Below are 12,662 nucleotides of genomic sequence, written 5' to 3' on the forward strand. Positions count from 1 at the left end.
ATCTAAAATCGGCCTTATCTAACAAACAAAAAGTTTAACGCTTTTGCGTTAAACTTTTTGTTTGTTTTTTTTATTTTTTAACAATCTTTACAAATTGAAAAAATAAAAATTTAATTCAAAAATCTTTTAAAACTGAATAACTTTAGAGATTAGCCATCGAAACATCTTCACGACTTTTAGCACTTGCTTTATACATTTGCATAGTGGACAAACCTAGCGAAGTTGAGACAATTGAGTTTGGGAATATAAAAATTTCAGTATTAAATTGATTAACTTTACTATTATAAAGTCGCCTTGATGCCGCCAGTTCTCGCTCTAAATAAGTTGTTTGATTCATTAATTCTTGGTAAAGTTGTGAAGAACGAAGTTCTGGATAATTTTCACTTACCGCCATAAGTCGACCAAATATTGAACTGTTTAGGTTGTCAATTTCTTCAGCATTTTGAATATTTGAAGCTAAACTTCTTAATCTAGCGACATCAGTTAAAACTGATTTTTCAAATTCACGGTATGATCGAACTTGATCTACTAATTTAATTAAAGTTGCACTTCTTTGTTCTAATTGAACCTCAATTGTTCCAGATGATTCGTTGATACTATTTTGTAAAGCTAAAAAATTATTTTTTTTGACAATATAATAAATTGGTGCAAAAAATAATAATAAAGTCCCAAAAAATCAAAAAATAAATTTTGCTCACCCAGAAACAGTTGGAGTTTTAGGTCTATTATCAACACGCGGATCAAAACCTTCAATATCGTCTTTATTTGCCTGGTCAAATAAATTAGCCATTTTTTCCTTTCGTTTTTTTAATATAATAATAAATTATATTAAAAAATATTTATTTCGTAAATTTTCAAAAAATTTACCTTTCTCATAAAAAATTAATCCAAATAAAGCGTAATATAAATAAGTGACAAAATATAATATAAACTATATGTATCAGTTATAAAATCATCAAAAATTTCCTTTAAAAAAGACTCTGGGTTTTTTACGGTTTTTGGAAAATCAAGATACATAAAGTTTCAATCCACATTGTAAGTAAAGTATAAAAATTTGGAATTTGACTCAATTTTAACATTTGAGACAGAAACGCCTTTGGTATCAAAATATCTTTTTAGCGAAAGCTCCATTGCTAAAGGCGTATACATTTTTCGGATTTTAAGTTCATCACCTGTCTGAGGTCTAAAAACCTTATTAAACTCATTATTTTCAAGTTTAATTACATCTTTTTTAAAGAATTTTTCAAAAAAATTAGGTGAACTTAAAAGTCGAAAATCAAACGCTTTTTCAGCTAGAATTCTTGTATCGATTTTTAAGATTCCAGTGAAAGATTCCTCCGTTATTCATTCATCTTTTGTTTTTACTTTTCAACGTCAGTGAACATTCGTAAAACATACCTTATATTTTTTATCAATAAGTAACTGATGAGTTGGCCTGATCGCGTATATTTGCGCTGTAGATGCGCCGATAATTTCAACGGGAGTAAAATTTTTAATTTCACTAATTGAAATCTTCAAATTTGAAACATTGTCAGAAACAGAACCTAGATATTCCATCCCTCTATCTAAAACTTGAATCGCTTCCTTATAAGTTTCAGTAGCATTAAAATCACGAGTTATTTGTTTTGAAAGTATCTTAATAGTGTTTTTTATTGATAAAAGTTTATAAAAGCAAATTATACCTAAAATAATAGCGATTGCTGCAATAACAAGAATTAAAATTAATCCCATTTTTAAAAAAATTTGCTTAAATAAAAATAAATAAAGAATAAAATCTAAAAAACCAATAATTCCAGCGGCAATCCCGAAGTAAATCGCAATTTTTCGCTTTTTTACCATTAATTTTAACGTTTCATTATGTTTATCAAGAACTTTTTTTAACTTTGGGCGAAAATTTTCGTTTGCTTTTTTAACATAATCGTCATAACTTTGGTAGTCGTTGATTATTTTCATTTTTCAAAATTCCTAAAATTAGTACTATATTTTTTGTTTTTTTTCAATTAGTTCAAAAAATTCAGATTCATTAATAATTTTTACACCAGTTTTCTTTGCTTTTTCTATTTTTGAACCAGCATCTTCGCCTAATAAAAGAAAGTCTGTTTTTTTTGTCACTGATTGATGAAAAATTGCGCCTGATTCTTCGATAATTTTAACAAAATCATTCCGAGATTTTGTTAATTTTCCTGAAATTGCAAAACTAGCTCAAGCGTTTGACTGATCAATAACTAAAGTTTGTTTAAAATCAAAACCAACTTTTTCAAGACAATTTAGCAAATCTAAATTTGTTGGATTATTAAAATAATCTTGTAGTGATTCGATAATTACTGGACCAAAGTCATATTGACTTTGAAGAGAATTAAAGTCCAAATTTCTTAATTCTGAAATATTTTTTGCATAGGTTGCAAGAATTTTGGCAGCTTTTAGTCCGACATTTTTTATTCCTAAACCAAAAATTAGTCTATAAAAATCGATGTTTTTTGCTTTTTCAACTTCATTTAGAAGTTTCATAATTGATTTAATTTGCAAGGATGGTGGATTCTTTTTATCTTCACTAGTTTGCCTATTGTTAAATTCAGAATGAATTTGTTCAAGTTTATCTTTTAGATGGAAAATATCGCAGGGATTGGAAATTATTTTTTTTTCTAAAAGAATTTTTATCCTTTTTTCCGCTAGAGTTTCAATGTTTAGCGCTGCTTTTGAACAAAAATGGACTATTTTTTGCAAAATAATTTCAGGACATAGTTGATTTGGACAAAACTGATCCAAGCCAGAATCACTATAAACTAATTTTGAGTTACATTTTGGACAATTTTCAACTACTAAAAAGTTTGTTTTTTGGTGATTGAAAACGCTGCCAATAATTTGCGGAATTATTTCACCAGCTTTTTTGACATATACATCGGAATTTAAATTTAATTTTAAATTCTCAATATAGGAATAATTTGGTAAAACTGCCGATGAAACTACCGTTCCTGCAAGTGTTACAGGTTTAATTTTTGCATTGTAAGTTACTTTTCCAGTTCTGCCAATCGTTGGAAAAATCTCTAAAAGTCTTGTTTTTACGACATCATCTTCAAATTTAAAGGCGATTGCACTATGAGGGAATTTAGAAGTTGAACCTAATTCATCATAAATAGAAAATTCGTTGATTTTAACTACAACACCGTCAATATTATAATTTAGTACTTCTCGTTTTTCTTTGATTTTGTTGATAAAATCAAAAACATCCTTTAAATTTACACACTTTTTTTGGAAATCATTTACTGGAAAGCTCAGTTTTTTCAAAAATTCAACAGCATCAGATTGCGAGTTAATTTTATGTTTTTCTGGATTAATTAGGGTGTAAAAAAAACCACTTAAATAATTAAAATCGGTTTCCTTTTCCTGTTGATTTTCATTTTCCTTTTTATGTTTTTTATAACGGCGCAAAATTCCACTTGCGGCATTTCGTGGATTTTTGAACATTTTTGATTCAAGTTGCAAATTTGAAAATGTGGAATTATCAATGTAAATTTCTCCTCTAATTTCCAAATCAGCAAAATAGTCTATCTTTTTAGGGATAAATTTATCACTAATTTTGAGAGTATTAATCAAAACATTTTCACCAAAAACACCATCACCACGAGTTAATGCTTGAACTAAATTTCCGTTTTTGTAAAAAAGCGAAAGAGAAATTCCATCAATTTTAGGTTCAACAAAAAAAGTAACATTTTCTAAAATTAGTGTTGCTTTTTGTGCTCACTTTTCCAATTCTGAATCTGTATAAGCCTTATTTAATGACAACATCGGGCTTGAATGCCTAACCTTTTCGAATTTGGAAGTAATTTTTGTGCCAACTTGTTGAGTTGGCGAACTATTTAGTTCTTCTAAATTAAAAAGATAATAATATTTTTGTTCTAGTGCAATTAATTTTTTTAATTCTTTGTCATAAATCAAATCGTCGACAAGTGGATTTTGCAGTTGGTAGTAATGATGGTTTCAATTTTCAATTTTTTCTCTTAATTCAAGAATTTCATCACGTATTTTGCTGTTATTTTCCATAATTTAAATTTTCTGATTGGTATATAATCACCATTTTGGAAGATGAGAAATTGGAATGATATTTTTTTCCATTAAAATTGTTAAAACAATTAAACCTATAAAAATAAGAGCGAAAAGATAATCAAGTTTATTAAAAACTAGTCGACGATAACGACTTCTTTTTGCATAAACATCATAACCACGAACATCCATTGCATTTGATAAATCCTCGGCTCGTGAAAAGGCAAGAACAAAAAGTGGAATTATCAAAGTAATTAAAGACTTAACTTTATCTTTAATTTTTCCATGTTTGAAATCAACACCACGTGAAGATTGCGCTTTCATAATTCTCGTCGCTTCTAAAAGTAAAGTGGGAATAAAACGAATCGCAATTGAAATTATCATCGCAATTATGTGAGTTGGAATAAACAAAAGTTTTAAAGGTAAAATTAAATCCTCAATTGCCCGAGTTAGTAAAAATGGTTTAGTTGAATAGGTTAAAATCGTAGTCGAAATTATCATTCCGTAAATCCGAATCGCCAAAACTAGAGAGCGAATTATGCTAACTGTACCAATTGAAAACTTGATATTTCAAAATAAAACTGTTGGTTTTACTAGTTGTCACGAAATAAAATTGTTAGTTTGTTGTTCATCAAGACCTAAAACTTTATATTTTGGCAAATCTTCGGGAGTGGTAATTCCTAAAATTATGTTAATATTTTTTTGGTCGATAATGAAACCGTAAATTATAATCATTATTATAAAAATTATTAACGGCAATTTCATCAAACTAAAGATTTGTTTAATTTTTTTTGTGGTAATGTAAAAAAATACTAACGTTGATAAGAGCAAAATTGAAATTGTGACTAAATGAGTTGTAACAAAAAAAAGTACAGCAAAAAGAATGTTAAAAGCTATTTTTAGACGCGGATCCATTCGATGAATTATCGTGTTTTGCTGGACATATTTAGCGACACTAATTTGCATTTTTTTCCTTTTCAATTATAGCGTTAATTTCTGTAATCAACTCAGCAATTGATTTAACATCAGAAATTGGGTAACCAATTTTAATTAATTTTTCGCGAAAATTCAACAGATTGGTCGGTAACATGTTGTTTTCGACCAAAAACTTATTATTTGCTAAAATCGGATAAGTTTCACCGTCGTATATAATTTTACCATCTTTAAAAAAAATACAACGTTTTGTCCACTCTAAAACACTATCAAGATCGTGCGTTGCTAAAATGATTGTTTTTCCCATTTTGTTTAAAGTGTCAAGAATTTCAAGCATTTTTATTGTGCCTTGTGGATCTAGACCAGCTGTTGGTTCATCAAAAAAAATGATATCGGGGTTCATTGCCAAAATTCCAGCAATTGCCACACGACGTTTTTGTCCACCTGAAAGTTCAAAAGGTGATTTTTGTAAAAAACTTTGATCAAGCCCGACTAATTCAATCATTTCAGTCGCCTTTTTTTTCGCTTCACTTTTAGGAGTTCCCATCGAAACTGCGCCAAAAATGATATCTTTTTCGATTGTTTGTTCAAAAAGTTGATATTCAGCAAACTGAAAAACAACGCCGACACGACGTCTAATTTCGTTTACAAACTTAAGTTTTGAACGAAAAAACTTTGGTTTTTTCACGACTAATTTTTTTTCGTTATTTTCTGAATCAATATAAAAATACTCAATTTCACCTTTATCAGGAAGCAAAAGTGCATTCATATGTTGAATAAAAGTTGTTTTGCCTGATCCAGTTTGACCAATTATTGCGATAAATTCGCCTTGATTAATTTCGACATTAACTTTATCAAGAGCTATTAATTGAGTTGGTAATTTTTGATCATAGATTTTTACAATTTCTTTTGTTTTAATTTTCATAACTGATCCAACAATTCATTTTCATCGTAAGTCGGAGTAACTAAATTAAGCGCTCTTGAGACTTTATAAATAAAAGGAGAGTCGATTTTTGCCTGTTCTATTATATTTTCATCATTTAAAATTAATCTTGGATCACCTTTGGCGATAATTTGACCTTTTGCAAAAACAATAATTTCATCAGCTAAAATTGCCTCATCCATATTGTGAGTTATTGAAATTAAGGTTTTTGTCTTATCTTTCCGCAAATCGTCCAAAATTTTAACCACATCAGCCTTACCTCGCGGATCAAGCATTGAAGTTATCTCATCAAAAATTATTATTTCAGGATTGAGCGCCAAAACTGATGCAATCGCCACTCTTTGTTTTTGTCCTCCAGACAAAAATTGCGGTTCACGTTCTAAATAGGATTTCATTTGCACTTTTTCAGCTAAATCAATTATTATTTTATTCATTTTCTTTGGATTTTCATTGATATTTTCTAAACTAAAGGCAATATCATCTTCAACTGTGGCACCGACAAATTGATTATCAGGGTTTTGGAAAATAATGCCAATTTTTTTTCTAATTTTTGGCAAATTTTCCCTATTTAACAAAATAGAGTCAACCTCAACTGTACCTTTTTGTGGTCTAAAAATCCCTGAAAGAATCTTGGAAAATGTCGATTTTCCCGATCCGTTATGCCCTAAAATTGCATAATATTTGCCTTTTTCGAAAACAACACTAATATCTTTTAAAACAAGTTGATCAATATCGTTTGTATAACTAAAACAAATATTTGAAACTTTGATCATTTTTTACCTTTTTATTAATTTTTATTAGGATCAAAAATAGCAACAAAAGGTCAGTTTCGATATTTATCTTGATAATCCAAACCATAACCTACAAGAAAGGCATCAGGAACTTCAAAACCAGAAATATCGGCTTCAATGTTGTATTTTCTTTTTGACTTTTTATCAAATAAAGTAATAATTTTTAAAGAATTTGGCTTTCTTAGTTTTAAATAGTCTCTGATTTTAGCCAAGGTTATTCCTGAATCAAGAATATCATCAACTAAAATGACATCTTTATTTTCGATTATCGTATCAATATCAGTAATAATTTTTAATTCTCCTGTTGATTCAGTTCCGCCAAAATAAGATTTGGCGATCACAAAGTCAATCATACAGTCAATTTTAACCTTTTGAATTAATTCAGTTAAAAAAATTAGCGAACCTTTAAGTACTCCGATAAAAACTATTAATTTTGAATCTGCATAATTTAGATTAATTCATTCGGCAATTTCGTTAATCCGAGTTTTAATTTGTTCATTATTATAAAGAATTTTAGTTATGCTTTTATGAGTCATTTTAACACCTTGGATAGCTTTAACTTAAAATTTTACATTATTTTAGAAAATTTTTGGTACTTGTTTTGTTTTTCCCGCGTTTTTTTAGTTTTTTTTAACCTTAAAACCATTGTAAATTCACCTTTTAGTGAATTTTGGACTTGATTTAGAATTTCAAAAGGTGTTCCAAAAAAATATTTTTGGTGAATTTTTGTCATTTCTTTAACTAAAAATATTTCTATAGTTTGTTCATAAATTTCTTGAATTACTTCAAGAATATGAATTAATTTATACGGTGATACATAAAAAATATAACTAAAATCTTCTTTGAAACCTGTTATTTGTTTAATAATTTGTTGTTTTTTTGAATTAAAAAAACCCATAAAAACTAATGGTGAATCGAATCCCGAAAGGACAAAAGCGCCGACAAAAGCACACGCACCAGGCAAGAAATCTACTTCAACTTTTTTTTCGTGGGCTCATTTTATTAAAATTTGACCTGGATCGCTAACTAATGGAGATCCAGCATCGGAAATTAGCACAATGTTTTTTCCTGAAAAAATTAACGGCGAAATTTTGGAAATAACTGATTTTTCATTAAATTTATGGTAGGAAATTAGTTTTTTGTCATAAATTTCCAAAAAATTTAATAGTTTTTTGGAGATTCTACTATCCTCGCACAGTATAAAATCCGCATTTTTCAAGGCTTCGATTCCACGAAGACTAATATCTTTTAAATTCCCGATTGGAGTTGCTAAAAAAGTAATTTTTGGAGTCATTTTAAGATAAAATAATGTTTAATCTTACTAAAAATGCGGATTTTTGCACATTAAAATTTTCGTTTGTAGACAATGTAGACAAAAAATTATGTGATGATTGCATTATATTAGTCATTTTTTCAAAATTTAATGGTAAAAATTTTTCTTTTTTAAAATTTTTAAGATTTTTTTTAAAATAATCAAAAAAAATTGATTTAAGGTGAAAAATTAACATTTTTACGTAAATAATTGTATTTTCTTTTGTTAAAGTTTTGTTTAGGAAAATCAAAAAATCAACCTTATTTTTAACTAAATTTCTAAGCAAAGATTCGAATTTTACTAAATCTTCTTCCGACACAACTTGAATGGCATTAATAGCGACTTCAAAATTTGTAAAAATCCTTGAAAAAATTGAATTATAAGGACTTTTTTTTCAATTATCTAATTTTTTTTTAAGTTCTTTCTCGTTATCTAATTTACTAAATCGGAAAACTTGACAACGCGAGACAACAGTCGGGATTACTAAATTTTGAGACTTTGAAGTTAACAAAAAATAAGTTGACCTAGGTGGATCCTCGAGAATTTTTAAAATCGAATTTAGTAAAGAAACGTGTGCGCCTTCAATATTTTTTAATATGAAAATTTTGGATTGATGGTTCGAAAACGAACTAAAGTACAATTTATTAATTTCCTCAACAAATGCTTGTTTTGAAAGAGTTTTATTTAAAATATCATATTCAAAAATATCGTATTGATTCTCAAAAATATCAAGAAATTCCTTAATTTTGTCATCCAAAAAATTAGCATAACTAGAAATTAATAAAATTGCGTGAGAAATTTTTTCACTTTCAGTCAAACTATTAAGAAAATGAGTTCAATTTTTTGTTTCTGCTAGCATAATAATTCTCAAAAAACTCAATTAAAAGCGCTAAAACTTCATCGTAAGTCCCGTTTCCATCGATTTTATAAAAATTTTCACGAGTTTTTTCCAAAAACTCGTAACCTTCAATTACTTTTTTGTAAAATTCTTCACCGCGATTCTCAAGGCGATCACGTTTATGATCGCGAAAAATTCTCATTCTTTCGATAGATTTTGTGATTTTAACATCTAAAAAAATAGTCAAATCTGGAAAAGTTTTTTCGGAAATTAAATTATTTAAATCCATAACCAAATCAATATCAATATTATTTCCAAAACCTTGATAAGCGATGGAAGAATCGATATAACGATCGCAAAGAACAATTTTTCCTGACTTTAGTGCGGGTCAAATCAATTTTTCAAGATGAATTCGCCTTGAAGTTGCAAACAAAAGCATTTCCACATATGGACTAATTTGGTTGTTTTTGTTAAGTAAAAATTCACGGATTTGTAAGGCTTCTTTTAAATTTCTTCCGCCAGGTTCAAAAGTGGTTATTATTTCTTTTTCCGGAAATTTAATTCTCAAATATTTGGCAAATAATTCCATAACGGTTGATTTACCACTTGCATCAATACCCTCAAAACTAATAAACATATTTACTTTTCCATTTCTTGTCGATTTTCAAGCGCTTGATCTAAAGTGATGCTATCAATGTAGTCAATTGAAGCGCCAAACGGAATTCCCGTTGCAAGCCGTGTAATTTTAAGACCTGATAAAAGTTCGTGTTTTGCGAGATAATTTGTAAAAACTCAACCATCTATGGTTGATGAAAAAGCAAGAATTATTTCACTTTTATTTGCAGCTAAATCTGCAATTTTTTTAATTTGGGAACTATGGTTTTCCAATTTTTTAACATCATAGTTCCCAAAAACGAAATATTGCCCATCATATTTTCCTGATTTTTCAAATTTTGTAACCATTTCTGAATTTTCAACCACTAAAATTTTGAAAGAACGTTGAAAATCCAGGCATATTTCACAGACTGGATTTGAATTTAAATAACCACATTTTTGGCAATATTGAGTATTTTTTTTCAATTCGTAAATTGAATTAACAAAATTTTCAATTTGCGAAGGTGGTATATCAATCAAAAAGAACAGGATTTTCATTGCCTGTTTTTTGGAAATTCCGGGAATTTGCCTTAAAATTTCAGCAAGATTTTCTAATCTTTCTTTAATCATAGTTAGACTTGACTTGGATTGGTTATTTTTTCGTTTTCTTCTTTAATTTTTAACATCGCTTGATTTAATGTGATTGAAAGTAGATCTTCTAGCGTTTCGATATCTTCTTTATCAACTAAAATGGGTGAAATTTTTATTTTTTTTACCTCAAAACCACCTGAAACTGTTAGTGAAATGCCTTGGTTTTCAAAGTCGAAATCTGTTTTTTCAAGTGCATCTCTTTTAATTTTTTGATCCTTTTGTATTCTTCGAGCTTCTTTCATTATTTTTTGAAAATCCATAACTCGTCCTTTCAATAATTTAAAATTACGAACAAAATTAACTAAAATTATGTAAATTTATTATATTATAAGACTTAAAATTTTATTTATCAAAAAAAAGTTTTTTTAAATCATCTTTTGAAACAACAGTTTGTTTAGCAATTTCAAATGGTTTTACAACAATTTCTTTCCCTTGAGCCTTCATTTCTTTGAATCTAATTTTTGTTTCTTCTACCAGATTTTTGCTTAAAGCAACCGCTTGCATTTCCCGTTTAAAAATTTGTATTAATAATTCGCTAACTTTCAAATTTTCCCTTATTGTTTCAATTAAAATTTCTTCATATTCGTTGTTTTTTACAGTAAAACATACAAAATTCGATCCTAAAGAGATAATTTCAGCTCGTTTTAGAATGCTAACGATATTTGTAAATTCAACGTTATACTCAAAAAGTGGTAGATTTGTATTTCAATCTTTAACCAGGGCAACATATGTTGCTGCATCTTGGTTATGAAAATTTTTTCCTAAAAGTATAAAATTTAAGGCTTCTTCTATTGTTAAATAGTCTTTTGACTCTATTTTTTTAAAAAATTTACTATTATTAGTCAAATTTTTATCCAATCCAACTAAATTTTCATTATTACTTTCAAAGGAATGGGTGAAATTAACTGTATTTTTATTGCTGATTTCCATTGAATTAAAAGAATTAAAGTCATTTTTGTCAGCATTTTCAATTTTTTCGTTGTTATTTTCGTTCAAAAATGAATTAGAAAAATCAATATTTTCTTGAAAATCTAAATTTTTATTTGAATCTGTTGCTCTATCTCTAAAAGAATATAAATCATTAGTTTCCCTTTTTAAAAAAGGATTTATTACTTCTTGGGATTTTTCAAAACCAATGCTTGAATTGGAAAAAACATCGGTATTCATAGGTTTTTTTTCTAAATTTTGTTCTAATTTTCGATTAAAAAGTGAAGAATAATTTTCTTGTTCTTTAAAATTATCACTTGTATTTAAGCCATCTGAATACAATTTATCAAGTTTTTGAATCCGATCCTCTGTTTTACGAAAATTAGTAACACCAGCCTCAATTTGATCGACTTTTTTTTCTTTTTTATTAATATTTTTATTACTGTTATCTAAATTTTCAGGTTTAATATCGATTAATTCGCTTGTTTTTTCAGTTTTTTGTGCTAAAACCTTCATTACAAAAACTTCAATAGTTAAATTTTGAAATTCCTTAAAGTTGATGTCTTTTAAAGAAGAATAGGCAATTTCTAAAAATTTAAACGCAAAATCACGACTAATTTCTAATTTTTCCAGATCATTAATAGTATAAAATTCAAGTAATTCACTTGTTTTCGTGGTTTTTCAAATAATTCATTCTTTTACCAAATGAATTAATGATTCTAAAAATAATTGAAAATTTTTGCTTTGTAACGAAATTTGATCTAAAATTTCGAAGGAAATTTTAGATTGACCCAAAAAAAGCGCATTAACAAAATTAGTAATTATTTCTCTACTTACTAAACCAAAAAGTTCGTTAATATTTTTTTGATTTAGAACTCCGTTTCCGAAAGTTATAGCCTGTTCTAAAATTGAAATTGCATCACGAAGACTGCTCTGACTTAATAAAAAGATCGATTTTAACGTATCTTTTTCATATTTTATCTTTTCATTTTCAAGAATAAACTCTAATCTACTACAAATTTCTTCTTCATTTAATCCAAGAAAATTGTATCTTTGAACTCGGGAAAGAATTGTTAGCGGTATTTTGTGGACTTCGGTTGTTGCTAAAATAAAAATCATATGTTTTGGTGGTTCTTCTAAAGTTTTCAAAAAAGCGTTGAAAGCTGAAGTTGAAAGCATATGAACTTCATCTAAAATATAAATTTTATAGGGACTAACTTGCGGTAAATTAATCGAATTTTCAATGATTTCTCTAATTTCTTTGACTCCGTTGTGGGAAGCAGCATCCATTTCGATAATATCAAGCGAGTTATTCAAATTTTGAATACAGTTTTCGCAAGGTTCAACTGAATCTTGTTTGTGAGTACAATTTATTGCATTAGCAAAAATTTTTGCAACTGATGTTTTCCCAGTTCCACGCGGTCCTGAAAATAGATAGGCGTGAAAAAAATGACCTGATTTTATGATGTTTTTCAAACTTTCAACCAAATATTTTTGCCCGACAATATCAGAAAATTTGGTTGGGCGATATTTTCGGTACCAAGCAACATAACCATTTTTCATTTCCATAGCAGCCCTTTCGAAAATTCAAAAATTATTTTTTGACTAAAAATAAAATCAGATAGAAATAAA

At 27.9% G+C, this 12,662-nt stretch carries 13 protein-coding genes; all 13 read right to left on the reverse strand.

Going from position 1 to position 12,662, the window contains the following annotated elements; translation table 4 throughout:
- Positions 1–142 precede the first annotated feature (142 nt).
- Positions 143–790: a LemA family protein gene (locus MDIS_RS03335; RefSeq protein WP_044635635.1), complete on the reverse strand. Its 648-nt coding sequence runs from the start codon at positions 788–790 to the stop codon at positions 143–145.
- A 92-nt stretch (positions 791–882) separates the two neighbouring features.
- Positions 883–1,953, reverse strand: a complete 1,071-nt coding sequence (locus tag MDIS_RS03340; RefSeq protein WP_044635636.1) for a hypothetical protein — start codon at positions 1,951–1,953, stop codon at positions 883–885.
- 24 nt (positions 1,954–1,977) lie between these two features.
- Positions 1,978–4,041 (reverse strand): NAD-dependent DNA ligase LigA, encoded by a 2,064-nt coding sequence (ligA, locus tag MDIS_RS03345; RefSeq protein ID WP_044635637.1) that lies wholly within the window; start codon positions 4,039–4,041, stop codon positions 1,978–1,980.
- Between the two features lie 3 nt (positions 4,042–4,044).
- Positions 4,045–5,007 (reverse strand): energy-coupling factor transporter transmembrane component T family protein, encoded by a 963-nt coding sequence (locus tag MDIS_RS03350; RefSeq protein WP_044635638.1) that lies wholly within the window; start codon positions 5,005–5,007, stop codon positions 4,045–4,047.
- Entirely contained in the window at positions 4,997–5,899 is a 903-nt protein-coding gene (locus MDIS_RS03355) for an ATP-binding cassette domain-containing protein (RefSeq protein ID WP_044635639.1), read from the reverse strand. The genes MDIS_RS03350 and MDIS_RS03355 overlap by 11 nt, the downstream gene beginning before the upstream one ends.
- On the reverse strand, positions 5,872–6,690 hold the full coding sequence (locus MDIS_RS03360; RefSeq protein ID WP_044635640.1) for an energy-coupling factor transporter ATPase: 819 nt from the start codon (positions 6,688–6,690) through the stop codon (positions 5,872–5,874). Before MDIS_RS03360 ends, MDIS_RS03355 begins: the two co-directional genes overlap by 28 nt.
- A 14-nt stretch (positions 6,691–6,704) precedes the next feature.
- Complete coding sequence (gene hpt / locus MDIS_RS03365) at positions 6,705–7,244, reverse strand: hypoxanthine phosphoribosyltransferase (RefSeq protein WP_044635641.1); 540 nt, start codon at positions 7,242–7,244, stop codon at positions 6,705–6,707.
- A gap of 32 nt (positions 7,245–7,276) precedes the next feature.
- A complete protein-coding gene (rsmI, locus tag MDIS_RS03370) occupies positions 7,277–8,002 on the reverse strand; it encodes a 16S rRNA (cytidine(1402)-2'-O)-methyltransferase (RefSeq protein ID WP_044635642.1) in 726 nt (241 codons plus the stop codon).
- A 1-nt stretch (position 8,003) separates the two neighbouring features.
- Positions 8,004–8,879, reverse strand: coding sequence for a DNA polymerase III subunit delta' (locus tag MDIS_RS03375; protein WP_044635643.1), 876 nt, complete (start codon positions 8,877–8,879; stop codon positions 8,004–8,006).
- Complete coding sequence (gene tmk / locus MDIS_RS03380; protein WP_044635644.1) at positions 8,842–9,495, reverse strand: dTMP kinase; 654 nt, start codon at positions 9,493–9,495, stop codon at positions 8,842–8,844. Before tmk ends, MDIS_RS03375 begins: the two co-directional genes overlap by 38 nt.
- Positions 9,496–9,497: 2 nt before the next feature.
- On the reverse strand, positions 9,498–10,082 hold the full coding sequence (locus MDIS_RS03385) for a toprim domain-containing protein (protein ID WP_044635645.1): 585 nt from the start codon (positions 10,080–10,082) through the stop codon (positions 9,498–9,500).
- A 2-nt stretch (positions 10,083–10,084) separates the two neighbouring features.
- Entirely contained in the window at positions 10,085–10,363 is a 279-nt protein-coding gene (locus MDIS_RS03390; RefSeq protein ID WP_044635646.1) for a YbaB/EbfC family nucleoid-associated protein, read from the reverse strand.
- A gap of 82 nt (positions 10,364–10,445) precedes the next feature.
- The gene (gene dnaX, locus MDIS_RS03395; RefSeq protein ID WP_044635647.1) at positions 10,446–12,599 is read right to left on the reverse strand and encodes a DNA polymerase III subunit gamma/tau; all 2,154 of its coding nucleotides are present in this window, start codon (positions 12,597–12,599) and stop codon (positions 10,446–10,448) included.
- Positions 12,600–12,662 lie beyond the last annotated feature (63 nt).

The organism is Mesomycoplasma dispar (genome assembly GCF_000941075.1).
Taxonomy (GTDB): Bacteria; Bacillota_I; Bacilli_A; order Mycoplasmatales; family Metamycoplasmataceae; genus Mesomycoplasma; species Mesomycoplasma dispar.